This window comes from Halomonas sp. R57-5, assembly GCF_900070345.1.
In the GTDB taxonomy this organism is placed as follows: Bacteria; Pseudomonadota; Gammaproteobacteria; order Pseudomonadales; family Halomonadaceae; genus Vreelandella; species Vreelandella ventosae_B.
Map to the genome: position 1 here is coordinate 1642484 of NZ_LN813019.1, position 24592 is coordinate 1667075.

Annotated in this window: 25 protein-coding genes and 1 riboswitch; of the genes, 17 read left to right on the forward strand and 8 right to left on the reverse strand. The window is 54.1% G+C overall.

Annotated elements, in window-relative coordinates; genetic code table 11:
- Positions 1-202 precede the first annotated feature (202 nt).
- Positions 203-1702 carry a CoA-acylating methylmalonate-semialdehyde dehydrogenase gene (locus HALO_RS07375; protein WP_035584631.1) on the forward strand — a complete coding sequence of 500 codons (1500 nt, stop codon included), beginning with the start codon at positions 203-205 and terminating at the stop codon, positions 1700-1702.
- A gap of 70 nt (positions 1703-1772) precedes the next feature.
- Here the strand turns inward: HALO_RS07375 and HALO_RS07380 are convergent, their stop codons facing one another.
- On the reverse strand, positions 1773-2465 hold the full coding sequence (locus HALO_RS07380; RefSeq protein ID WP_035584628.1) for a hypothetical protein: 693 nt from the start codon (positions 2463-2465) through the stop codon (positions 1773-1775).
- Between the two features lie 180 nt (positions 2466-2645).
- Between HALO_RS07380 and HALO_RS07385 the strand changes: the two genes are divergently transcribed.
- The 7 genes from HALO_RS07385 (at position 2646) to HALO_RS07415 (ending at position 10302) form a co-directional block, all read left to right on the forward strand.
- Entirely contained in the window at positions 2646-3248 is a 603-nt protein-coding gene (locus tag HALO_RS07385) for a peroxidase-related enzyme (protein ID WP_035584625.1), read from the forward strand.
- 76 nt (positions 3249-3324) lie between these two features.
- Positions 3325-3432, forward strand: a riboswitch (TPP riboswitch).
- Positions 3422-4795 (forward strand): sodium:solute symporter, encoded by a 1374-nt coding sequence (locus tag HALO_RS07390; RefSeq protein ID WP_050713267.1) that lies wholly within the window; start codon positions 3422-3424, stop codon positions 4793-4795. It overlaps the preceding riboswitch by 11 nt.
- Positions 4796-4866: 71 nt before the next feature.
- Positions 4867-6291, forward strand: a complete 1425-nt coding sequence (locus HALO_RS07395; RefSeq protein ID WP_035584619.1) for a sensor domain-containing diguanylate cyclase — start codon at positions 4867-4869, stop codon at positions 6289-6291.
- 25 nt (positions 6292-6316) lie between these two features.
- Positions 6317-7285 (forward strand): magnesium/cobalt transporter CorA, encoded by a 969-nt coding sequence (gene corA / locus HALO_RS07400; RefSeq protein ID WP_035584616.1) that lies wholly within the window; start codon positions 6317-6319, stop codon positions 7283-7285.
- Positions 7286-7424: 139 nt separating this feature from the next.
- Entirely contained in the window at positions 7425-8003 is a 579-nt protein-coding gene (locus HALO_RS07405) for an NnrU family protein (RefSeq protein WP_035584612.1), read from the forward strand.
- A 44-nt stretch (positions 8004-8047) separates the two neighbouring features.
- Positions 8048-9238 (forward strand): zinc-binding dehydrogenase, encoded by a 1191-nt coding sequence (locus HALO_RS07410; RefSeq protein ID WP_035584608.1) that lies wholly within the window; start codon positions 8048-8050, stop codon positions 9236-9238.
- Positions 9238-10302: a proline racemase family protein gene (locus HALO_RS07415; protein ID WP_172821663.1), complete on the forward strand. Its 1065-nt coding sequence runs from the start codon at positions 9238-9240 to the stop codon at positions 10300-10302. The genes HALO_RS07410 and HALO_RS07415 overlap by 1 nt, the downstream gene beginning before the upstream one ends.
- On the opposite strand, the gene HALO_RS07420 is transcribed toward HALO_RS07415, so the two are convergent.
- The 3 genes from HALO_RS07420 to HALO_RS07430 form a co-directional block, all read right to left on the reverse strand.
- A complete protein-coding gene (locus HALO_RS07420; protein ID WP_035584604.1) occupies positions 10269-10544 on the reverse strand; it encodes a DUF1289 domain-containing protein in 276 nt (91 codons plus the stop codon). The two genes, HALO_RS07415 and HALO_RS07420, sit on opposite strands and share 34 nt — an antisense overlap.
- Complete coding sequence (gene arfB, locus HALO_RS07425; RefSeq protein WP_035584601.1) at positions 10544-10960, reverse strand: alternative ribosome rescue aminoacyl-tRNA hydrolase ArfB; 417 nt, start codon at positions 10958-10960, stop codon at positions 10544-10546. Before arfB ends, HALO_RS07420 begins: the two co-directional genes overlap by 1 nt.
- Before the next feature lie 85 nt (positions 10961-11045).
- Complete coding sequence (locus tag HALO_RS07430) at positions 11046-11993, reverse strand: D-2-hydroxyacid dehydrogenase family protein (protein WP_035584598.1); 948 nt, start codon at positions 11991-11993, stop codon at positions 11046-11048.
- A gap of 109 nt (positions 11994-12102) precedes the next feature.
- Here HALO_RS07430 and HALO_RS07435 point away from each other — a divergent pair, with 109 nt between their 5' ends.
- The 5 genes from HALO_RS07435 (at position 12103) to HALO_RS07455 (ending at position 17478) form a co-directional block, all read left to right on the forward strand.
- Positions 12103-12717: a flavin reductase family protein gene (locus tag HALO_RS07435; protein ID WP_035584595.1), complete on the forward strand. Its 615-nt coding sequence runs from the start codon at positions 12103-12105 to the stop codon at positions 12715-12717.
- A 223-nt stretch (positions 12718-12940) separates the two neighbouring features.
- A complete protein-coding gene (locus HALO_RS07440; protein WP_035584592.1) occupies positions 12941-14140 on the forward strand; it encodes an ABC transporter substrate-binding protein in 1200 nt (399 codons plus the stop codon).
- Positions 14141-14199: 59 nt separating this feature from the next.
- Positions 14200-16299, forward strand: coding sequence for a methyl-accepting chemotaxis protein (locus HALO_RS07445; protein WP_035584589.1), 2100 nt, complete (start codon positions 14200-14202; stop codon positions 16297-16299).
- Positions 16300-16414: 115 nt separating this feature from the next.
- The gene (locus tag HALO_RS07450; RefSeq protein ID WP_035584586.1) at positions 16415-16984 is read left to right on the forward strand and encodes a DJ-1/PfpI family protein; all 570 of its coding nucleotides are present in this window, start codon (positions 16415-16417) and stop codon (positions 16982-16984) included.
- A 131-nt stretch (positions 16985-17115) separates the two neighbouring features.
- Positions 17116-17478, forward strand: a complete 363-nt coding sequence (locus HALO_RS07455) for a ribbon-helix-helix domain-containing protein (RefSeq protein ID WP_035584583.1) — start codon at positions 17116-17118, stop codon at positions 17476-17478.
- Positions 17479-17488: 10 nt separating this feature from the next.
- Here HALO_RS07455 and HALO_RS07460 read toward each other — a convergent pair whose 3' ends face one another.
- Positions 17489-18256, reverse strand: a complete 768-nt coding sequence (locus tag HALO_RS07460; RefSeq protein ID WP_035584580.1) for a DUF1499 domain-containing protein — start codon at positions 18254-18256, stop codon at positions 17489-17491.
- 126 nt (positions 18257-18382) lie between these two features.
- On the opposite strand from HALO_RS07460, the gene HALO_RS07465 reads away from it, so the two are divergent.
- Positions 18383-18715, forward strand: a complete 333-nt coding sequence (locus HALO_RS07465; protein ID WP_035584577.1) for a hypothetical protein — start codon at positions 18383-18385, stop codon at positions 18713-18715.
- Positions 18716-18738: 23 nt separating this feature from the next.
- Here HALO_RS07465 and HALO_RS07470 read toward each other — a convergent pair whose 3' ends face one another.
- On the reverse strand, positions 18739-18972 hold the full coding sequence (locus HALO_RS07470) for a DUF3820 family protein (protein WP_035584574.1): 234 nt from the start codon (positions 18970-18972) through the stop codon (positions 18739-18741).
- Positions 18973-19122: 150 nt separating this feature from the next.
- On the opposite strand from HALO_RS07470, the gene mqo reads away from it, so the two are divergent.
- Positions 19123-20802, forward strand: a complete 1680-nt coding sequence (gene mqo, locus HALO_RS07475; RefSeq protein WP_050713268.1) for a malate dehydrogenase (quinone) — start codon at positions 19123-19125, stop codon at positions 20800-20802.
- Between the two features lie 99 nt (positions 20803-20901).
- Here mqo and HALO_RS07480 read toward each other — a convergent pair whose 3' ends face one another.
- The gene (locus HALO_RS07480) at positions 20902-21780 is read right to left on the reverse strand and encodes a LysR family transcriptional regulator (protein ID WP_035584568.1); all 879 of its coding nucleotides are present in this window, start codon (positions 21778-21780) and stop codon (positions 20902-20904) included.
- A gap of 133 nt (positions 21781-21913) precedes the next feature.
- Between HALO_RS07480 and HALO_RS07485 the strand changes: the two genes are divergently transcribed.
- Positions 21914-22339 (forward strand): VOC family protein, encoded by a 426-nt coding sequence (locus HALO_RS07485; protein ID WP_035584565.1) that lies wholly within the window; start codon positions 21914-21916, stop codon positions 22337-22339.
- An 18-nt stretch (positions 22340-22357) separates the two neighbouring features.
- Here the strand turns inward: HALO_RS07485 and HALO_RS07490 are convergent, their stop codons facing one another.
- Positions 22358-23251 (reverse strand): AraC family transcriptional regulator, encoded by an 894-nt coding sequence (locus HALO_RS07490; protein WP_050713269.1) that lies wholly within the window; start codon positions 23249-23251, stop codon positions 22358-22360.
- Positions 23252-23472: 221 nt separating this feature from the next.
- Here HALO_RS07490 and HALO_RS07495 point away from each other — a divergent pair, with 221 nt between their 5' ends.
- Positions 23473-24534 (forward strand): NAD(P)-dependent alcohol dehydrogenase, encoded by a 1062-nt coding sequence (locus HALO_RS07495; protein ID WP_035584559.1) that lies wholly within the window; start codon positions 23473-23475, stop codon positions 24532-24534.
- The last annotated feature ends 58 nt before the right edge of the window (positions 24535-24592 follow it).

Here is a 24592-nt window from a genome sequence, read left to right on the forward strand (position 1 = left end):
GCATAGCCAGCCCTGTGACACATTGGAAAGGCTAATTGATATCCTGCCGCAGATTTTGTTGACTCATGCGATACTTGGTTGACGTTAACGTCAACTTGCTGCTATACCCTGTACTCTTGCCTTACCGCGAAGCACTTTTTAATACCGCATTTTTATAACAACCACAGCCATAACAATCACAATTAATAATAGGAGCAACGCTATGTCTGTTCGCGAAATTCCCATGTATATCGATGGCCAGCCCGTGCAGTCGCAAAGCCAGGAGTGGCGCGATGTGGTTAACCCCGCCACGCAAGAGGTGGTAGCGCGGGTACCGTTCTGTACCACTGACGAAGTGGAGCGCGCTATCAGCAGCGCTAAAGAGGCGTTTAAGGAGTGGCGAAAAGTACCGCTGGGTAAACGCATGCGCATTATGCTCAAGCTTCAGGCACTGATTCGCGACAATACCGCAGAGTTGGCGGCGCTGATCACCGAAGAGCACGGCAAAACGCTTCCCGATGCGGAAGGGGAAGTTGGCCGGGGCTTGGAAGTGGTGGAGCATGCCTGTTCGATTACCTCGCTGCAGTTGGGTGAGCTGGCGGAAAATGCCGCTAACGAGGTGGACGTTTACACTATGCACCAGCCGCTTGGGGTGGGCGCCGGTATTACTGCCTTTAACTTCCCGATTATGCTGCCGTGCTTTATGTTTCCACTGGCGATTGCCACTGGTAATACCTTCGTTCTTAAACCCTCCGAACAGGATCCCAGTTCCACCATGCGCTTAGTGGAGTTAGCCCACGAAGCCGGTGTCCCGGCAGGCGTGCTCAACGTGGTGCACGGTGGCCCTGATGTAGCCAACCAAATCGCTGATCACCAGGATATCAAAGCGCTCTCGTTCATCGGCTCTACCCATGTGGGTTCGCTGCTGTATAACCGTGCAGCGGCAGCGGGCAAGCGCATGCAAGCAATGATGGGGGCCAAGAACCACTGCGTGGTCATGCCCGATGCTAATCGTAGCCAAGCGATCAACAACCTGCTGGGCTCAGCCTTTGGCGCGGCGGGCCAACGCTGCATGGCAAACTCTGTGGTGGTGCTGGTGGGCGAGGCGCGTGAGTGGCTGAGCGATATCGTTGATGCGGCGCGTGAAATGAAAGTCGGCCCGGGCACCCAACGCGATGCGGATTTAGGCCCGCTGGTATCACCAGCTGCTCGTGACCGCGTGCTGCGTTTAATCGATGCGGGGGAGCAAGAGGGTGCCAAACTGATGGTCGATGGGCGCAATGTTCAGGTGGAGGGTTATCCCAACGGCAATTTTGTCGGGCCGACTCTGTTTGCTGACGTAAAGGCGGATATGACCATTTACCGGGAAGAGATTTTTGGTCCCGTGCTGTGCGTGGTGAGTGTTGAAACGCTGGATGAGGCGATTGCCTTTATCAATGCCAACCCTAACGGCAACGGTACCTCTATCTTTACAAACTCGGGTTGGGTAGCGCGCCGCTTTGAAACCGATATAGACGTTGGCCAAATTGGTATCAACGTGCCAATTCCGGTGCCGGTTGCCTATTTCAGTTTCACCGGCTCGCGGGCTTCGAAACTAGGTGATTTAGGCCCTAACGGTAAGCAGGCGATCGCGTTCTGGACACAAACCAAAACGGTGACGGCACGTTGGTTTGAGCCGGAAAACGTATCCAGCGGTATCAACAGCACCATTTCGCTTGGCTAATTGAAGCGATTTTAACTGCCGCACATCGGCCCGGCTTTACGCGGGGCCGATGAACCCGATGGCGCAGGGCTTAAAAGTTATCAAACAGAGGCAAGCTCTCTTCAAGCAACTGCTCGATCGGGTCAAGCTGACTTTCGTGTAAAACTAACAGTGACTGCCCGTGCATAAATTCATTAGCGGGAGGCACCAGAAGCGCAAACTCTCCCTCTTCAAGGTGAAACTCATGTATTTCGCGCATACCCAGTGGTGTCATGCATTGAGAGCAGCGATAGTTGTCATCTTCACTGTAAATAAGGCGATGATACATTTTAAACAACGTATAGAGGGCTAAGCCGCCTTCAAACGCAGGCCAGCGCGCTGGGGTCTCGCGAATTTCGCTGGAGAGGTCTTGGCCCTCGGCTTCGGCGCCTGCAATCGCATCGGCTAGCGGGGCAGCAAGAATGGCATCTTTGTCGGCAGGTAGCGGCGTGTTGTGCTTAGAGGCGTGTTCAAAATCTTTCACCGCGCGCTTAAAGTCAGCCACCCCACCGAGAGGGTAGTCGACATGCTGGAGGTCTTCGGGTTCAAAGCCGCCGTTTTCCCAGCCATGGATAACGCGTAGGGTCATTTGACCACGTGTCATTGGGCGGGCAAGTAACATATGCAACATGATACGAATATGCAGCTGACGCTCATCGGTATCATTTTCAAATGCTCGGTAAGGGTCAGCAAACAGCTCGTTTAGACGACCGGGTGTATGTTCCTTGGCTTCGTTATGGCTCATAGCGGTTTCCCTTTGAACGAGCTATTTATATTTTTAGGAGGAGGTCGCAATTCTGCTTAGGTTAGTAAGCCAGTATGGCGAGAGAAGCAACTAAATAAAAGTCTCTTCATTTAGCTTTTTGTTATCCATCGGCTAAACCGTTTTTACCAGATATTTAAATTTAACAATAAAGAGGTGAGTATGTCTGCATCGTTGAGTCGTTTTAATGTACCTGAAACATTGGATGGCCTGCCGGAAGATATTCGCAGTACCATTTTGGCCGTGCAGGAAAAAGCCGGGTTTGTGCCCAATGTCTTTCTGATGCTGGCCCATCGCCCCGCTGAGTTCCGAGCTTTCTTTGCCTATCACGATGCGTTGATGGAGCGCGAATCGGACACCCTAACCAACGTTGAGAAAGAGATGATTGTGGTCGCTACCAGTGCGCGTAACCGCTGCTTATATTGTGTGGTCGCTCACGGAGCATTGGTGCGTATTTACAGTAAAAACCCGCTGCTCGCAGATCAAGTGGCGATCAACCATCGCGTGGCGCCGATTAGTGAGCGCCACCGGGTGATGCTCGATTTCGCCATGCACTGTGCTGTTGATGTCGGTGAAATGACCGATGAGTGGTTCACGCGCTTACTGGAAGTGGGCTTTAGCCAAGAGGACTGCTGGGATATAGGCGCCATAGCGGCATTTTTTGGTTTGTCGAATCGGTTGGTTACATTGGCGGGCACGCCGCCTAATGAGGAGTTTTACTTAATGGGGCGTGTGCCTCGCTCAAGTGCGACCATTACACCTTAAACTTTACTAAGCTGTGATTCTGATTGAGAATAGTTCCTGAATCAGTGTTAACACCGTTCTTAAGCGTACCTACATTCACTGTCGCCAGGGGAGCCCCTACTCAAAAGGGCTGAGATGCGCACTGCGCAGACCCTGGAACCTGATCCGGTTAGTACCGGCGGAGGAAGCGCGACATGCTTTACCTGACGTCAGCCGTGCTTGGCGCGGCGCTGTGCTGCTTTGCTTTTTTAGGCCTACGTGCTCGCTGGGTGGATGGTTCACTTGACGACTACGTCACCGCCCGCAACTCGCAAACGGCTTCTACCCTGGGGCTCTCCTTTCTTGCTTCCGGTATGGGCGCATGGATACTCTTTGCGCCCCCCGAAATAGGCGCCTTTGTCGGCCCGCTAGCCCTTGCTGGCTATGCGCTAGGCTCTGCATTGCCATTTATTGTCTTGGGACTGTATGGGCCGAAGATTCGCCGTGCGTTGCCGGAGGGGCGCAGTATCGCCGAGTTTGCTGAAGCGTGCTATGGCCCTGGTGTACGGCGCTGGGTAACCCTGGTCTCCATCGCCTATATGGCGTGTTTTTTAGCCGCTGAACTCACCGCCATTGGGGCCATCACCGCGCTGCTTTCCGATGTGCCGCCCGCGCTGGTGATTATTGGTGTGGCGCTTACCACGCTGATTTATMCCGCGGCGGGCGGGCTGCGTGCCAGCCTTGCCACTGACCGTTGGCAGGCGTGGCTGTTGCTGGTGCTGCTGTGTGTGGTGGGTGGCATGGCCCTATGGCGGTTGCCCTCTATACCCAGTGAGGCTGCACTCCCGTCTATTCCTATCACCAGTGCGCTCAGCGTAGCGTTAACGCTAGTGATCGCGGTCACCGCCGCTAACCTTTTCCACCAAGGCTATTGGCAGCGAGTATGGGCCGCTCAAGATAATCAAAGCTTGGGGCGCGGCGCCTGGTTAGGCGGCGCGATGACAGTCGTGGTAGTGATGGTGATTGGCGGTCTAGGCGTGTTGGCAGCGATGAGCGGTGTGCCGCTCGGCGAGCCCCCAATGCCATTTTTTGCTCTGTTAAGTGAAGCCCCCGTTTGGCTGACGTTACCTGCCTTGGTGTTGGCGGTGACCTTAGTGGCCTCCAGCGTTGATACACTTCAAAATGGTATTGCTTCGCTCGTGGTGGCACGCAGCGAGCAGCAGGGCGTTTCGCTGGTGGCTGCCCGCTGGGTGACGGTCGTCGTGATGATCCCGGTGGTAGTGATTGCCTTGCAGGGCCTGTCGGTACTGCGGCTATTCTTGATTGCTGACTTGCTGTGTGCCGCTATTGTGGTGCCTGTGCTGCTCGGCTTATGGCAACGCATGACGCCGATGGCGGCCATTATGGGTGGTGTCGCCGGTTTGCTGGGGGCCATTTTGCCTGGTTGGTTAAGCCAAGGAAGCCTGGTGGCCGGGGTAGTGGGCGCCAGTTTTCCGGGTAGTATCCCTACCTTGGGGCCGTTCGTTGGTGCGTTAATCGCCTCAACGCTCACAAGTGTACTACTCGCATGTTTAACCAAGAAACAGTGAGTGTTGGGCAGTAAAAGGCTGATCGCGTTATGCTGGTAGCTACACACCTACCCTGAATGGGTGACATAACAATGAGCTACCCTACAGCATCGAATGAAGAGGCGAGATTAGCCGCTCTTTACGAGCTTGACCTACTTGATACACCTGATGAACCTGCGTTTGATCGCGTCACCCGGCTGGTGACCAAGCTGCTGCATGTGCCTATCTCAACGGTGACGTTGATAGATGCTAAACGCCAATGGATAAAATCACGTGTTGGCGTTGAGGCTCGTGAGACACCCCGAGATGTGGCTTTCTGCGCTTATACCATTCAGGGCACAGAACCATTGATCATTAACGATGCCCGACAGGATCCACGCTTTGCAGACAATCCGTTTGTGAAAGCTGTCGACGGTATTCGCTTTTATGCGGGTATTCCGCTTAGTACGACCAAAGGCCTGACGCTAGGCTCTCTCTGCGCAATCGACACGAAGCCGCGTGCGATCAGTGATCAAGAATTGACGGCTCTGCAAGATTTGGCGGCGATTGTCACTGATGAAATTCATTTGCGTGAGCGACTGGTATTAGAAAAGAAAAGCGCCAAGGTATCCCAGCAAGCACTGAATGAGTTACACCGAAGTATGGAGTGCCAAATCGAGCGGCGTACCAACGAACTCAATCTCGTTATCGAGTCTGCCTATGACGCCTATATCAGTCTTGATGCACAAGACGTCATTCTGGATTGGAATCGGGCGGCTGAAATGATGTTCGGTTGGCCACGCAAAGCGGCGCTGGCTAAGCCAATCACACAGCTTATTTTTCCCACTGGGCTGCCTGCCGCGAATGATCGGGCGGCTATTGAGTTTACCGCGCACCGTTACGATGGCAATGAACTGCCCGTCGAGGTGCGCGTCAAAAAATTGGTGATTGAAGGGCGTGAACGGCGCAGCCTTTTTATCCACGATATTACCGAGCGCCAGCAGCTGGAGCGCCTGCGTAATCAACAGGCTCGTGAAGATGTATTAACCAAATTGCCTAACCGGCGAGCCCTAGATGAACGCTTACCCGAAGCAATGGCTCGCACACGGCGCAGCCAGCAGCCGTTAGCCGTTCTGTTTATGGATTTGGATGGTTTTAAGGCGATTAACGACGCCCATGGGCATGCCAAGGGCGACGATCTGCTACGTGTGATCGCTAAAAAATTAGTGAAAACGATACGTGAAACCGACTATATAGCCCGCTGGGCCGGGGATGAGTTTGTCGTCCTATTGGAGGGCAGTGAGCCCACGGCAATCGAGCAGTTGGCTAATAAATTAGTCAAGGTGGTGGAAGAACCGATGATTGCTGGAGATGCGGCGTTAAACGTCAGTGTGAGTATTGGTGTCGCGCTATATTTGCCCGCCAGCGCCGAGACAGCCAACGAACTGCTTAAGCGCGCCGATGTGGCTATGTATGAAGCCAAGCGCTCTGGAAAAGCCCAAGTACGCATTGCCCTGTCTGTTGATAACGCTAGTTAAGACCTGTAGATATTCAAGGATGACCATGATTCGGACTATTCTGACCACGCCTGAAGGCGAGACCCGTGAGGGCGATGAACACCTGATGACCGTATGGCAATCCACGCCAGGTAGCCATATATGGATCGATATGCAGGGGGAGTCCCAGCAGAGCGAGCGCAAAATTTTAGAGGCGTTTGAGTTTCATCCCATGGCCATTCAGGATGCTCACAAAGAGCGCCATCCGCCTAAAATTGAAGAGTTCGACAACCATACGCTGATTATTTATCGCGGCATCTCCTCCTTCGATGCCGAACTGAACTACCTGCCTCAGCAGGTTTGCTTTTTTGTGGGTGAGCGTTTTTTGGTTACGCTTCATCCTGGACAAGCGCTCTCCATTGAGCGCCTTTTCAACGAGCACGGTAAAGCCCTGCTGGCCCACTCGCCTGAACACGTCGCGCTGCGGATAATGTATATTTCAGCGGGCTTTTATATTGACAGCTTGCTCGAATTTGAAACGGCGTTAAGCGATCTTGAAGACGAACTGCTGGAAAATGGTAATGATGTGCTAATGCGCAAGATCATCACTTACCGTTCCCGGCTGGTTAAGATGCGCCGCATCTTTAGCTACCACCAGGGTATTACCCAGGAACTAACCGCTTATGACTACGAGCATTTGCCTCGGGAAGATAGCGAAACCCTGCACGCCATCAACGACGTAGCGGATCGTTTCGAGCGTCTCTACACCTTGACCCAGATGTATTACGACATTTGCGGTGACTTGGTTGATGGCTATATCTCTATTTCCTCCCACCAGTTAAATATCACCATGCGCGTGCTCACGGTGATTACCGCGATCTTTGTCCCTCTTACGTTTATCGCCGGGATTTACGGCATGAACTTCGAAAATATGCCTGAATTGCGTTATCAATACGGCTACTTTTTTGTTTGGGGTGCCATGCTAGGTATCGGTGGCGTGCTGATTTGGCTGTTTAAGCGCAAGCACTGGTTTTAGGCTAGCCAGTGAGCGACTCGCCAGGAAACGAAAAGTTGACACATACGTAGGTGGTCAGCGGTTGAGTGTGGCATCCTCTGCAGCGACCAAAACTATAAGGCATAAAGCCTAGACTAGCGTTTTAACTGGGAGTTGTTCCATGACCATTATGATTATCGGGCTGCTGATTTTTTTAGGCAGCCACTCTGTACGTATTTTTGCTGAAGACTGGCGTCAGCAGCAGATTGCTCAACGCGGCGAAACCACTTGGAAAGTCGCCTATTCAGCCGTATCCATCGTTGGCCTGGCCATTGCTATTTACGGTTTTGGCCAGATGCGCCTAGACCCCATCTATATCTGGCACCCGCCCGCGGGCATGCGTCATGCGGTGGCGTTGCTGATGGTGCCAGCCTTTATCATGCTGGTGGCGGCCTATGTTCCGGGCAACGCCATTAGGGCCAAGCTTGGCCATCCGATGATGCTGGCGGTAAAAATCTGGGCGTTTGCTCACCTGCTGGCCAACGGGCGCTTAGGCGATATTATCTTTTTTGCTGCCTTTCTTATCTGGGCTATCCTGGCGTTCAAGACCGCTAAAAAACGCGGCCGCTTGACACCGCCTGAGTCGGTTAGTACCTCAAAAATGGCAACGATTGCCACCGTGCTAGTGGGCTTGATAGCGTATGTCGTGTTTGCCTTTTATCTACATACAGCGCTGATTGGCGTCCCCGTCTTTAGCTAACCTGTATTTGATCAGCCTGTCTTTATCGATTTAGGAGCCAGCCCATGGCCGAAACTTCACATACTGCGCCGACTACCATGGCCGCTATGCTATTAACCGGGCATGGTGGTATCGAAAAGTTGGAATACCATCAGGATGTCGCCACGCCGCAGCCTAAGGCGGGTGAAGTACTGGTGCAGGTGACCGCGACGGCGAAGAACAACACTGACCGCAAGGCCCGTGAAGGGCTTTATCCCACCAAGGACAAGGGCGATGTTACCTCCTTTGCCATGGGCGGCACCCCCACGTTAACCTTCCCGCGGATTCAAGGGGCCGATGTCGCTGGCCGCATAGTGGCGGTCGGCGAAGGCGTTGACGTTGAGCGCATTGGCCAGCGCGGGCTGCTTGATTTTAATATCTACGCTGACGAGCGTCGCGATATTAATCTAACCCCGGATTACTACGGCCATGGAGCCGACGGCGGGTTTGCTGAGTATATCGCCGTGCCTGCGGATCAGTTTTATCACGTGCCCAACCCTGAACTGCACGATGCCGAACTGGCCGCAATGGGCATGTGCTCGTATCAGACGGCTTACCATATGATGACCGCTGCCAAAGTGAGTGCTGGCGAGCGTGTGCTGGTCAGCGGAGCCAGCGGCGGCGTGGGCACCGCACTTATTCAGCTCTGCCGCATCGTGGGCGCTATCCCCTATGCGGTCAGCCAGTTAGACAAGGCCGAGGCGCTCAAAGCATTAGGTGCGGAAGCGGTGATTGATCGTGGCGACCTGCCCACCTTTGTTGAGCGGGTGCTGGAAACCACTGCTGGCCAACCGATTGATGCAGTGATGGATTTGGTTGGTGGTGAGATGACCAACCTGTTTATCGACACCATGATTGTTGATATGCAGGGGCGCAAAAGCTATCCGCGCCTCTCTATTGCCGGGGCTAGCGGTGGCAACCTTAGCGAAATGATGTGGACCCGGGTTTATCTTTACCAAGTGCAGATATTTGGCGTTTCCCACGGCACCCGTGAAGAGGCCGAACAGTTAGTGGCGTGGATTCGCAGTGGCGACTTAAAGCCAGTGCTGCATGCGGCATTTAAGCTGTCTGATCTGCATGCCGCCGAGCGCTATTTTGTCAATCGGGGCAGCAACTACCTGGGCAAAATTGTGCTTGTCCCCGACGCCCAGTGGGCCTCCCACGGTGCGCCGTTCGCCCTCGAAAACTCCTCTTCTGCCGCTCAGGAGCGCCAATAGTGCATAACCTGCATACCATTCAGCTAATGGACACCCATGCCGGAGGCGATGTTAGTCGTATCGTCACGGGGGGGATTGATAGTCTGCCGGGCGCCACTGTGCGCGAGCAGATGGAGTATCTGCGCGATGATGCCGACGGTTTGCGGCGCCTGCTGCTGGAAGAGCCCTACGGTATTCCGGAAATGTCGGTTGATTTGCTAGTGCCCGCCACTCACCCAGAAGCGGTCGCGGGTTACATCATTATGGAAGTGATGGGGTACCCCATTTACTCCGGCTCCAACACGCTGTGTACCGCCACTGCGGTGTTGGAGAGTGGCATTGTGCCCAAGCAGGAAGGTATTCAGCGTTTTAAGCTGGAAGCGCCAGCGGGTCTAGTGCAAATCGAAGCAAAGGTGCATAACGGGGTGGTGGAGTCGGTTACCTGTGGCGGCCTGCCCAGCTATATCGATACCTACCGCGATACGATTCAAGTCCCGGGGGTTGGCGAAGTCACTTATTCGATTGCCTATAGCGGTGGTTTTTACGCTTTAGTCGATGCCACTGAGCTGGGCTTTAAGCTTTCCCGTGATGAAGAGCGCGCGCTTTCGGAGTGTGCCTACAAAATTGTCGAAGCGATAAAAGCGCAGCGAGGCTTTTCCCACTACACTCTGGGCGATGTTGGGCCGCTGCCATTTTTGCACTTTATGGGCCCTGAAGAGCAAATAGGGGAGGGGTATACACGTTCACGGTCAACGACCTACGTTCATCCAGGCGTTATTTGCCGCAGCACAACGGGCACCGGCACCTCGGCACGTCTAGCGCTAATGCACTACGAAGGGCGTTTGAATGTAGGTGATAAGCTAGAGACGGTGTCACTGCGTGAGACGGGGTTTATCGGCACCTTCATTGGCACCCATCAGGAAGGGGCTTACCAGGTAGTGGAAAATACCATTACTGGCCGCAGCTATGTATTGGCCCACTCGGATATTGTGATTAACTGTGATGACCCGATGGTCGCGTGTGGCGAGCTACACCATATCTTGCGCGACCGTCACTCGCCAGAAGCCCTGCCTTTAGAAACGTAGCCTTTGGAAACATAGCCCTTAGAAACATAGCCCTTAGAAACATAGCCCTTAGAAACATAGCCTTCGGCGATTAAGCGTTCCCATACCGGGGTCTTTTCGGCCTCGGTCATGCTGCCCCAAACCGCAATTTCATCCAGCGTGCGGCCACACCCTTCACACACCGATGTTGTTGGTTCAATCTGACAGATCTGTATGCAGGGCGAAAGGGGTCGCTGAGCGGGAGGTGCGGCGTCTTTAGTCATTAAGAGGCCGACACCTTACCGCGCAGCGATTTAATTTTGCCCTTACGGGTTTTGTGATCAACGCGGCGGCGCTGCGAACCTTTGGTAGGCTTAGTGGCACGGCGTACTTTTTGCTGCTTGGTGGCACTCTGTATCAGCTCTTTTAAACGCGCTAGCGCGTCCTCTTTATTGAGCTCGAGCTTGCGGTGGCTCTGGGCTTTAATAATGACCACGCCCTCTTTGCTGATGCGCTGATCGGCCAGCGCCATTAAGCGCTCCTTGTATAGCGGGGGCAGCGTGGAACTCAGAATGTCGAAGCGCAGGTGTACCGCTGAAGCGACTTTATTGACGTTCTGGCCGCCGGCGCCTTGGGCGCGAATCTGGCTAATATCAATCTCCCAGTCTGCCAGGGTAACGTTACTTGAAATGGTGAGCATTAATGGCCTCTGTGTTACTCGTGAACCCATAAGGCTAGCACAATTGGCACAGAGGCAGTGGTCGCTACACTCTTATCGCGCTCAATTAACTGGCTAGATTGTTGATCGGCTGACCATTGATATACGCCAGTAGATTGCTAAAAGCATCGCCAAAATAGAGTTCGTAGCTATCTTTCTCTACATAGCCAAGGTGTGGCGTGGCGACAAGGTTAGGCAGCTCTAGTAGCGAGTCAGCCAAAAGCGGTTCCGCGTCAAAAACGTCGACGGCGGCTTGGCCGGGCTGCCCGGCTTTTAGAGCCTGCTCCAGTGTCCCTGGCGCCACTAGCTGAGCACGGCTGGTATTTACCAACAAAGACGTCGGCTTCATTTGGGCGAGGGATTCAGCGCTGACTATACCGCGGGTTTCGTCGTTCAAACGCAGGTGGAGGCTGAGCACATCCGCACGCTGAAACAGATCGGCCTGGGTTTGGGCCACCTCAATTCCGGCATCAGAGGCGCGCTGGAGAGTGCCTTCCCGGCCCCACACCAACACCTTCATTTCAAATGCCTGACCGTAGCATGCTACTAAACTGCCGATTTTTCCGTAGCCAAAAATGCCGAGTGTGCGACCTTTCAGACCTGTACCTAAGGTGCGTTGCCAGCGGCCTGCTTTCAGGTTCTCAACCTCTGCCGGTATATGGCGCATCGCGGCCAGCACCAAACCCCAGGTTAATTCCGCTGCAGCGTAGGGCGAACCGGTGCCCGTCATTACCGTTATGCCATGATGGCGGCAGGCCGGTATATCCACATGAGCGGCACCGCCACCGGTTTGGCTAATCACTTTCAGGTTGGGCAAACGCTTAAGTAGGGCTGCGGTTATCGGTGTGCGTTCGCGAATAAGCACTAGCGCCTCGGCTGCCTTGAAACGCTCACTCAGCGCGTCCAGGTCGGTAAGGGTGTCGTGATAAACCGTTACATCATGGCCTTCGAGCTGTTTGAAGGCATCTAAATGGCGCACACAGTCCTGGTAATCATCGGCAATGACAATCTTCATTAAAAGGTCTCCTCAAACTGGCCTTATCGATAATGGCAAAACTGAGCGTCGTAGGCTGTGCTGTTATAGAGTGATACTAACCTGAAAACTCACCATCAAGGAGCCATCAATGAGTGATTACCTATTAGATGACGCGCCGCTAAGCCCAGGGGTTATTTATCGGCTGCTATCCGGCAGCGTTTGCCCCCGGCCAATTGCCTGGGTATCTACCCAGGATAAGCGGGGAAATACCAATTTGGCGCCGTTTTCCTTCTTTAACGTGGCCAGTGTGAATCCGCCGGTGCTGGCATTTTCGCCATTACTCAATGGCAGCGGCGAACTTAAAGACACGGTGCGCAATTTAAATGAAGTACCTGAATGCGTCGTGCATGTGGGTAGTGAAGGGTTAATTGAGGCGCTCAATACCACCAGCGCCAGCTTGCCGCCGGGCGAGGATGAGTTTGCCCTGGCGGAGCTTGAAAAAGCCGTGATGCCTGGCGTAAACGTACCGCGGATTGCGAATGCTCCTGTGGCGTTTGGCTGCAAACTTTTTGATATGATCCGGTTTGGTGACCAGCCTTTGGCAGGCACGTTAGTGCTGGCTCAAGTCGTCTCAATTCATATTGACGATTCGCTGTGGGACGGCCGCCATGTGGATATGGATTTGCTCAAACCTGTTGGGCGTTTAGCTGGCAGTGATTACATTCGGATTAGCGACCGTTTTGCCATCGAAAGACCCGCATAAAACGCATAATTTAGAGCTTTTGGCGGGCTTGAAATTAATTGTTACATTCTAAGTAATATTTGTTACTTATTAATCAACGATAATTAATCTTTAGTCGTATATTCTCCTGCCGATAGTAATAACTAAAGGCTCGGTAATGTGGCGAAGGTGTGAGGGGTGCACGACATACCTTTGCCCATGCTATTTACGTGGGGAAGTGATCTAGCCATTAAGGAGCAGATCAATGCAACGATTGGGAACCTGGTTATTAAGAGAAGTCTTATTAAAAAGGATTGTATTAACAATAGCTTTATTAGGCGGGGTGTTTGCTCCACTGCTAGCGCAGGCGGAACTGACCTTTGGGATTGTTGCCCCTTCCAGCGGGGGGGCAGCACCGCTAGGGCTGGGCATGCAAAAAGGTATCGAGACCTACTTTGCCGAAGTCAATGCAGAGGGTGGGGTTAATGGCGAAACGCTTGCCTTGATTGCCCGCGATGATCAGTACAAACCGCTGCAAGCCGCCAGTAATACCCGAGAACTTATTCAAGAGGATGAAGTGCTGGCTGCGATTGGCAATGTCGGCACTCCGACGGCTACCGTTACCATTCCCATTTATAACGAATATGAAACGCTGCTTTATGGGGCGTTTACCGGTGCAGGCGTACTGCGTAAGACACCGCCAGACCGCTACGTGATTAACTATCGGGCCAGCTACGTACAAGAAACCGCCGCCATGGTGGATGGGCTGTTGGAAGCAGGGGTGTTGCCCGAGGAAATTGCCTTCTTCACCCAAAACGATAGCTTTGGCGATGCGGGATATAATGGTGCCTCACAAGCGTTAACTGCCCATGGCGTTGATAATATTTCGGCGCTGGCCCATGGACGCTTTACCCGCGGAACTCGCAATATTCACCAGGGCCTAGCGACCATTTTGGAAGCGCCAGTGACGCCGCGGGCGATTATTATTGTGGGTACCTACGGGCCTGCTGCAGACTTTATTCGTGAAGCGAAGAATGACCTTCCTGAGGCGGTATTTCTAAACGTCTCTTTTGTGGGCAGCCAAGCGCTTATGGATGAGCTCGGTGATCTCGCAGAAGGTGTCATTATTACCCAGGTCGTACCGCCCCTGGATGCCGAACTGCCTGCTGTTGAGTCCTACCGCCAGGCGCTGGAAACCCATGCCAATGGTAGCGAACCTGACTTTATTTCCCTTGAAGGCTACCTGGCGGCAAAGCTCTTTGTCGAGGGCGTAAAGGCGGCCGGCGCGAACCCAGATCGTGACGCTATTGTGGATGGCTTGCTCGGCTTGGGCTCGGTGGATATTGGCTTAGAAGAGCCGTTGAGCTTGGGGCCTGATGATCATCAAGCCAGCGATGCGGTATGGCCCACTATTATCACAAATGGCCGTTTCGAGTCAGTGGAATGGGCAAACCTGCTGCCCTAACGCTTACACCACCAAAGCTTACGTTATTTGTAAGACCCTGACACAAGTGAAAACAGATAATGAAAAAAACCTTAAGTATTCGAGCGATGTTGATCAGCCTGTTCTTAGCTGCCGTGCTGGGCGCCGTCGTACTGGCAGCAACGGGATGGACCACCAACCAACGGCTAATCGACTCACAGCGCTATATTACCGGTGAGGTGTTACCGCTTCAGGATGCCAGCATGGGCATGGTGCTCACCATGGGGGCATTTGGTCAACGCCATGCGGATTTGCTTGCTGCAGAGGGCGTGAATGGCCTTGATGAAGTCACTACTCAATCGGCATTAGATGAGCGTTTTCATGATGCGCGACAAGGCCTGCGTGGAGTTGATCAAACGCAAGGATTGAGTGACCTGGATAGCCACTATCAAGCGTTGCTAGAAGGGGATACGGCGCTGGAAGCCGTGCGCCGTGAAGAGCTGAACCTACAAACTCAAATGGCTGAGCGCATTAGTGCGATGCAATCACTCATTTCACAAGTGATGCTGAGCGCTGAAGATATTGCCGGTCGTACGGCGTTAGCGCAGGTTCGTAGTGATCGTGAACAGCGCGAGTTAATGGAAGCCTGGCGCGAAGATGGCATGACCACGCTGCCAACACAGTTGCTCGACAACATGTTTACCGCGCAAGCGGATATCGGACGCCTAAGCGGCAATGCCCGCATGGCGTTGGCGGTACTGTCTGACCTGGGTCGCCAGATGATGCAAACGGATAGCGCCGACGCGCTGGTCAACTTGCGCCACAATGAAATTGCCCAACAGGTGGGGCTGGCTCGCCAGTCACTCGCAGCGATCGCCGATGCACCGAGTACCGGAGTAGAGCAGCGCGCGCTGATTAGTGATTTAGACGATGTCATCGTAGAGCTGGATGGACTGATGGTATCCGATGACAACGCTGTCTATGAGCTTCGTTTACAGCAGTTGGAGTTAAGCGCCCAGGTGCAAGCGGCGCTCACAAATGTTGCCCAAGCGATGACTCAGATGCGTGCGGCGCTAAGTGATGTTGAAGCGTATACCGTCGGTCAGGCTGACAGCGCCGCGACCCAGGCAGAGACGTTAGCAAATGCTGGTCGTTCCTTACTGATCATGGTCACACTAGCGGTTATCGCACTACTTGCGATTTTTGGCTGGCGTACCATGGTACGGGTGCTGGGCCCGCTAGTAGCGATGCGCCATCAAATGGAAAACATCAGTGGTGCCGCAGGCGAAAATGCTGACCTGTCTAAGCGTCTTGAGCTTAAGCGCAACGATGAAGTGGGCCAAACTGCTCAAGCGTTTAATAATATGATGGATACCTTTGAAAGCATGGTGGCGCAAATTCGTGAAAGCGCCGAATCCATTGCGGCCAGCAGCCGACAAATTGCCGCGGGTAATGAGAACCTCTCCCAGCGTACCGACCAGCAGGCGGCGTCGTTGGCGGAAACGGCCTCAAGTCTTGAACAGATTACTGCCACGGTGAAACAGACCGCTGAGTACGCTGATCAGGCCAAAGACGCCAGCGGCAATGTTGACCAGCGCGCTCGTGCAGCAGGCGATGTGTCAACGCGCACGACGGCGGCGATGGGGGATATCCGTGAGGCGAGCGAAAAGATCACCTCTATTATTAAAGCCATTGACGATATCGCCTTTCAAACCAACTTGCTGGCGCTCAATGCTTCTGTTGAAGCCGCGCGAGCGGGTGAGCAGGGGCGGGGGTTTGCCGTGGTGGCCCAGGAAGTTCGCAAACTAGCTGGACGTAGCGCCGAAGAAGCTGCCCAAATTCGCCATTTGGTTGACGATAGTGTCGCCAAGGTAAGCGAGGGTGAGCAACTGGTAAACGCCTCCAGCAAACACCTGCAGGAAATCATTGATAGCCTGGGTGAGGTGACGCGCTATGTTACCGAGATTGCAGGAGCGACCCATGAGCAATCGGCTGGTATTGATCAGATCAACCAGGCAATTTCGCAGTTGGATCAGGTGACACACCAGAATGCCCGGTTGGTGCAAGAAGCGACCACGGCCAGCCATACGCTGGATGATCGTGCCGGGGATATGCATTCACTGGTAGGGCGCTTCCGCGTCAGTGACACGGCAGGGCAGCAGCGTCTCTCTCTCCCACAGAAGGAAGAAGTTACTCAGTAGTAAGCAATTACTACCTGTTGTTGGAAAGCGCTTGCTAGTCTCATCTAACACGCCCCGCGTGTGCTCAAACACTCGATCAATAATCATAAGATAAATAGATAAGAGGAGCACGGAGATGAGCAGCAAGCGCATTTTAATGATCACCGGCGATTTCACTGAAGATTATGAAACCATGGTGCCGTTTCAGGCACTCATGGCCGTTGGCCACCGTGTCGATGCTGTCTGCCCTGGGAAAGCCTCAGGCGACACCGTGGCCACCGCGATTCATGACTTTGAAGGCGATCAAACCTATTCCGAAAAGCCCGGCCACCGCTTTGCACTGAACGCTGATTTCGCCAGCACTAATCCAGCCGATTACGATGCTCTGGTGGTGCCTGGTGGCCGCGCACCGGAGTATCTTCGCTTGAATAAAGAGGTGCTAACCATGGTTCAGCACTTTTTTGAGACCCATAAGCCCGTGGCTGCGATTTGTCACGGCGCCCAGCTGTTAGCTGCTGCCAACGTGCTGGAAGGTCGGCAGTGCTCTGCGTACCCTGCCTGCCAGCCGGAGGTAGAACTTGCGGGTGGCCACTTTGCCAACCTGGAAGTGACCGATGCGGTCACTGATGGCAATTTAGTCACCGCACCGGCTTGGCCTGCCCACCCGGCTTGGCTTGCCCAGTTTATGGCGTTACTGAATAAGTAAGTTTATCCGCAGTGATAACGACGTTTKCGCCCAGCACCCGCTGGGCGTTCTGCGCTTATGTCCGCTATGCTAATGACTCGTGTGGAGGCTAATAGGCCAAGAGACGATGTCTACCAAAAGAGACTACGCCCATGTGTAAACTGTTTATTCAAGCTGACCCCGAGCTGTGGCGCAGTGCGACACACTCGCTGCGTATCGATGGTATGGTCACCAGCGTGCGCATGGAGAATTATTTCTGGCACATTCTCGAAGAGATTGCCCAGCGAGATGGCATGAACACGGCCCAGATGATTACCCGGCTGTATCACGAATCCATCGACGCCGGGCATGATTTGGGCAACTTCACCTCGTTTTTGCGTGTTTGTGCGCTGCGTTATCAAGCGCTTCAATTGAGTGGGGATATCCCCGCCCAGCATCAAGTGCCTATCGCCACCCTGGACGCTGAGCGAATTTTAGCGCGCGAAGGTGGCAATAGGCGTGATCAAATACATTAACGAAAAAGGCCTATTCAAGTCGCGCATCCAGCGCCGCTAAAAACTGCTCGATACGCGCAGCATTGGTACCCACATCGCTGGCGCCAAGGCGTGATGCCGAGCGCATATCCACCTGCACGCCGTTTTCAACGTCGGTTAAGCGAATAACGACATCATCCTCAAAGCCAAACCAGCGCGTGGTCGCGGTAGCTTCTATATGATTGTCGGTAATGCGGGCGATACGCCAACCAGCTTCTTCGGCCTCTGCTTGCGCGGCAGCCAACACCGATTGCGGGGGAGCGGCCAAGACTAACGGCTGGATATTGGGATAAGCGGCTTGCTGTTGCTGCGCGGTGGCTGCGCCGGGATAGTCGACCCCGTTAGGCGCCGCTTCTCGCGCCTCGGCCAAGGCTTCAAAGGCAGGCGGGTTCTGCGTATCGGTGGTGATATCATGAATGGCGGGCACCTGCTGGGCGCGTTGCCAATGTTGCCAGGGTACATAAAGTAGCGCTGCAGCGGCGATGATCACCAGCGTGGCCATTAAAGCGGGCGTAGAACGGCGAGCCAGCATACTCCATAACAGCGCGATAATGCTCACTGCTACCGCTCCTCCGGCGGCATAGACGCCGTTGCGCAGTAAGTTGAACGCCTCGCCGAGGCTGATAAGTTCACCGCGATAAGCCGGCCCGGCGCCTGCCATCATCAGTGCCGCTGCGGCTATCAGTAGAATGGCTAAGCCCGCCAGCACGTTTGGCCAGCGGCCACCGCGAGGGCGCGCCTGGGTTGGTCGCGTTACCATGTTCTCTCCTTAATACAGCGTATTTCGCTATTCTTAGCACACATACTTCTTAGCACAAACACGGCTTAGCAAAAACACGGCGCCAATGGGMAAAGKGACGTGTTAAAACCTGACGATAGGCTATATATGACCGGTAACGCAGCCACTCTCCGCCAGCTACTTCTGAGCGCACCGCGTGACACCTTGCCAATGACGTATCAGCAGGCGGCTAGCGCGCTGGCCCTCACGCCGCCGCGAACCATCGCCCAGGTTACCCAGGCGTTAGAGCGGTTAATGCACGAAGACGCCGCGCAGCAGAAGCCATTTATCTCTGCACTGGTCGTCAGCCGTCGCGGCGATGGTTTACCCGCAGCGGGCTTTTTTGAACTGGCAGTCGCTTTAGGCCGCTTTCCTGCGGATACTGCACAGCATGAGATGGCTTACCGTGCTGAATTTCAGCGTGCTCTGAACGAGCGTTAGAGTGCTGATAAAAACACAAAGCCTTAGATTTCGCCACGTTGGCTAGGCGTTTTCCGCAATGGGTCAAGCAGCGGGCCAAGCCCATTGTGATCGATTTCATGCATCAAATGCAGCAACTGGCCAATTTCCCCAGAGGGAAACCCTTCCCTAGCAAACCAGTTTAAATAGGGGCCGGGGAGATCGGCGATAAGGCGGCCCTCATACTTGCCAAAGGGCATGGTGCGAGTCACTAACTTTTCCAGATCCTCTGGTTTCATAGCTTAAATTCCATTCATTCTCATTTAAGTAAGATTGCATATTTCCGGCTTGACGTATTTTTGTTAGACTTTAGTCGACAAATAATACCCCCCTCGATGCCGGAGACCTAGTGTTCCGGCGCGTCCTTTCTGTATCGTCAGGGACATGACATGCAAAAACGTTTTAGCCTATTACTCTGTTCTCCGCTGTTGGCGCTGGCAGCCATGCCGCTTGCCGCCGATGAGCCTGTTGATGTGGTACTGATTGGCGGCGGCATTATGAGCGCCACGCTGGGTACCTACCTACAAGAGCTTGAGCCTGAGTGGAATATCCACCTTTATGAGCGCTTGGACCAAGTGGCGGAAGAGAGTTCCAACGCCTGGAACAATGCCGGTAGCGGGCACTCAGCCTTTATGGAGCTCAATTATACGCCGGAAGTTGATGGCCAAGTTAAAATTGAGCGTGCCACTAAGGTAACCGAACAGTTTGAAGTCTCCCGTCAGTTTTGGTCTCACCAGGTAGAGGCTGGCATTCTGGGTGATCCAGATTCGTTTATCCAAAGTGTGCCGCMCATTGCGGTGGTTTGGGGGGAGGACGACGTCAACTTCCTGCGTGAGCGCCACCAGGCGATGACACAAAACCCACTGTATGAGGGTATGGAGTACTCTGAAGATCGCTCGGAACTGGCCGAGTGGATGCCGCTGGTGATGGCAGGTCGTGAAGGCAGCGACACCCCCGTTGCAGCAACACGCATGCAGATGGGCACCGAAGTTAACTATGGTGCGCAAACGCGCCAAATGGTTGAGTCGCTGGCGCAAAGCGACCACTTTACGCTGGGCCTTAGCAGTGAAGTGCGTGGTCTAGAGCGCAATGATGACAGTACCTGGAAAGTGACCGTGGCGGATCGCGCCAACGGTGGGGAAACTACCGTGGACTCCCGCTATGTCTTTATCGGCGCGGGTGGTGCTGCGCTATTGTTGCTGCAGGAGTCGGGCATTCCTGAAGCCGAAGCTTACGCAGGCTTCCCGGTAAGTGGCCAGTTCCTTTATACCACTAATCCAGACGTGGTGGCCCAGCACGACGTTAAGGCCTATGGTAAAGCGGGCGAAGGTTCTCCGCCGATGTCCGTGCCGCACTTGGACCGGCGCAATCTGGACGGTGAGCCAGCGCTGTTTTTTGGCCCCTTTGCGGCGGTCTCCACCAAGTTCCTGAAAGAGGGTTCCTGGACGGATCTATTTAGCTCACTGACGCTGCATAACACTTGGCCGGTAGCTGAAGTTGGGATGGATAACTTTAATCTGGTGCGTTACTTGGTTGGCCAGGTACTGATGTCTGACGATGATCGCTTTGAAGCACTACAGAAGTACTACCCTGAAGCAAACAAAGACGATTGGACACTGTGGACAGCAGGTCAACGGGTACAAATTATCAAAGAAGATCCTGAAACGGGTGGTGTGTTGCAGTTCGGTACCGAAGTCGTGACGTCGCAAGATGGCACCATGTCGGCACTGCTGGGCGCATCGCCGGGAGCCTCAACAGCCCCGTCTATTATGCTAAACCTGCTTGACCGCGTTTTCCCCGAGCAGGTTGCCAGCGCAGAGTGGCAGCAAACGCTGACCGACATCGTGCCTTCTTATGGACAGCGCTTGGCGGAAAATCCTGATCTACTTAGCGAAGTACGTGCCTTTACCGCGCAAACCTTGCAGCTAGATGAGCCACTCAATCTTGCTGCCGATAGCGACGCAGAGCAGGCGAGCGAGGTAAATAACGCGCAAGACCAGCAGGACGAAGAGGCAGTTAGCGATACTCCGGCAAGCGAGACGCAAGAAGAAGCTGACAGCGAAGTGTAAAACTGAGTCAACCGCACTTTAATGTTGCTAGCTAAAACGCTATCCCGAACAACAGGGGTAGCGTTTTTTTATTGCCTCCATAATGGCTGAGAGTGGCTATTAAAGCTTCGCCCGCTGGGCGATCTCGCTAATCAATTGGGCAAGCGCCCGGGCGGGTTCGCTCAAGTGGCCACTGGTCGGATGAATCAGCCCTATATCGCGGTGAAACGTACGCTCGCCCAAATCAATCGCCCGCACTCCCGGTGGCCAGCGTTGCTGCGCAATCGCCTGGGGCACCAACGCAACGCCGACTCCTTTGGCGACGAGTTTCACGATGGCCTCTAGTTCATCGACTTCGCAGACCTCGCGTACGTTGCAGTGATTGTCGCGTAGGAAGCGGTCTACTTGCCGTCCACCAAAGGAGGCGCGGTCATAGCGCACGAAGGGCTGGCGGGTGATCAGTTCCTGCCACTGGTCACCATCAATATGGCAAGGCACGATTAGCCGAAACGGCTCATGGGCAAGGGGCGTCCAGCGCAAATCGCTGTGCAGCGTAAAGGGTGGGCGAATAATCACCGCCATATCCAGCTCGCCGGCGTCGACTTGATTCACCAATTCCATGGAGAGCCCAGGCACCACGCGGGTACGGCACTCGCTATGGGCGTGATGAAAACGCGCCAGCGCATCGGGTAGTAGCGAGCGCTGTATCGATGCAATGGCGCCAATATTGACCCGCTGTGTCGCTGGCTGGCCCGCAGTAGCAGCACCCAGCGTGCTGTAGAGGGTGAGCAGGGCGTGGGCTTGCTTTAACGTCTCTTGGCCCCGCGGGGTCAAGATAGCGGCACGCCCTTTACGTTCAAACAGGGCGATACCCAGCTCTTCCTCAAGGCGCTTCATTTGTGCGCTTACCGCCGCTTGGGTGAGGCCAATTTTGTTGCCCGCTGCGGCAAAGGTGCCTTCCTGCGCGACCGCTATCAGCGTTTTGAGCTCGCGGATCATTGATCAATCCTTTTTGTGAATCAGCCAAATAGTTATTGATTTTATTTTCCCATGGGCGGCCCTAGGATGAACACAGCGAGGCCGCATAAAGTGCCCGCGAACCTCACAAAACCTAATAATGTGGAGAATGATCATGAGTCTTTCACCCTTCCATCTGGCGATTCCTGTTTATGATGTAGCGCTCGCAAGAGCGTTTTATAACGATGTGTTTGGTTTGGAAGAGGGGCGCTCCAGCGAACAGTGGGTCGACTTTAATTTCTTCGGCCACCAGCTGGTCATTCATGAGCAGCCGAAAACGCCAGGGCAAGAGAGCGCCCACTCGAATCCGGTAGATGGACACAACGTACCGGTGCCGCACTTTGGGGTCATCTTGGCGTGGGACGAGTGGGAAGCCTTGGCCGAGCGCTTGAAAGCGCGGGATACTCAGTTTGTGATTGAGCCGTATATTCGTTTTAAAGGKGAAGTTGGCGAGCAGGCCACTATGTTCCTGCTCGACCCGTGTGGAAATGCTCTGGAGTTCAAGGCGTTTAAAGATATGAGTCAGGTCTTTGCAAAATAAACGCTGCAACATAAACGCTTAGGCCCGCAATGCTTGCTCCTGACGGCGATGCTGAAGCGGCGGCTCGCCAAAGTAGCGCTTATAGTCGCGGCTAAACTGAGGCACGCTGCGGTAACCTACCGCCGCAGCGGCCTGATTAACGTTGTGATTATCCTGCAGCAGCAACTGCTGCGCTTTGATTAAACGCAGCCGTTTTAAGTACTGGGCCGGGGACGAGCGGGTAATCTGCTTAAAGTGGTGGTGAAACGTCGACGGACTCATATTGGCCTGGGCGGCCAACTGTTCCACGCTAAAGTCGTCGGCAAAATGTCGGTGTAGCTTAGATAGCACCTGCACGATGCGTGAATAGTTTCCATGCCCCAGTACCAGCGCCCGTAAAGCGGGGCCCTGTTCGCCCTTTAGCGCTTCAAAGACCACATCGCGAATGCGTGCTGTGCCCATGGTGCTACACTCCACCGCTTCATTTAGTGTGCGCGCCAAGCGCAGTACGGCCTCCTGCATGCCTTCTGTCATCGCCACCGAGGCCATCGGCAGTGGTGCCTGGGCATGATCACCGGTATCGCCCATCGCTGTTACCATTTCGCTTAATAGCGCGGGATCCAGGCGTACCGATATGCCTAACAACGGCGCTTCCGGTGAGCCGTAGGTTTCGCACTCAAAGGGCAGTGGTAGCGTTTGGACCAAGTAGTGGCCGGGGTCGTAATAGATTTCGCGATCACCGAGATAGCCCATTTTGCGCCCTTGGGCAATGATGGTCAGGCTCGGCTCATAAAGAAGCGGCGTGCGCACCTGGKGGCGGCTTAAACAGAGTAACGACACGCCGGGTAGCGGCGTGTCATTKATACCGTCGCCTTTAATCAGTGGCGCGATAACGGCAGCCAGCGCATTGCCAGCCTGGGGGGTGGAGGCCATGGTTGCTTCTCTCTGGTTTCTGGTGGCTTTTGCATAATCATAATGATTTATGCTGGTTTTTTGTTATTTTATTACGTGGCATCGGAGTAATGGGCAAAAATGGCGTAGCTTCGGTCATCGCTATCATCACGGAATAGGCCAATACTGTTGGCATGCCTCGCACGCGGGGGAAATGCCTGCTGATTTATACGGCAGTCTTTTGATGATAAGGAGTTTCACCGATGAGCCAAGCATTATCTTATGCGGCATTTGCTAACGATAAGCCCTTAGCGCCCTTTACGTTTGATCGTCGTCAGCCGCGCCCCGATGACGTAGCGATTGAGATTCTCTACTGTGGTGTCTGCCACAGTGACTTGCATTTTGCCCGCAATGACTGGGGCATGAGCCAATACCCCGTGGTTCCTGGCCATGAAATAGTCGGCCGGGTGACCTCTGTTGGCGATAAAGTCTCACGTTTTAAAGCCGGTGACTTGGTAGGCGTTGGTTGCATGGTGGATTCATGCCGTTCCTGCGCGGCCTGTAAAGACGGTGTAGAGCAGTACTGTCTGGAAGGTTTCACCATGACCTACGGCAGTGAAGACCGCCAAGATGGCACCATGACCCAGGGCGGCTACTCTGACTCTATCGTGGTGAGCGAGCACTTTGTGCTGCAAATGCCTGACGGCATCGATTTAGCCTCAGCAGCGCCGATTCTGTGTGCCGGTGTGACGACTTATTCACCGCTTAAGCATCACGGCGTGGGTAAAGGCCATAAAGTCGGTGTGATTGGTATGGGCGGATTAGGCCATATGGGCGTTAAACTGGCGAAAGCATTGGGCGCTGAAGTCACCGTTTTCACCCGCTCCGATGCCAAAGTTGACGAAGCGAAGCGTAACGGTGCTGACCATGTAGTCGTTTCTAGCGATCAGGCGCAGATGGACGCCGTCGCTGAAACCTTCGACTTTATGCTCGACACCGTGCCTGTCCAGCACGATCTAAACCCTTACCTAACATCGCTGAAGTATGATGGAACTCACATCATTGTCGGCTTGCTGGAGCCCATTGAGCCTGCCATTGAAGCCTTTAACCTGGTCTTTAAGCGCCGTGTGGTTGCCGGTTCATTAATCGGTGGTATTGCGGAGACCGAAGAGCTACTCAAGCTGTGCGCCGATCAAGGCATTACCTGTGATATCGAAATGCTCGATATCAACAACATTAATGAAGGCTTTGAGCGCATGGAAAAAGGCGATGTCCGCTACCGTTTCGTGATTGATATGGCGACGCTGAAAAATAGCGCCGCTTAAGTTGCCGAACGCCTGCCTAGTCAAGGCAGGCGTGTTTTACTGAGCAGTCACTTAATAA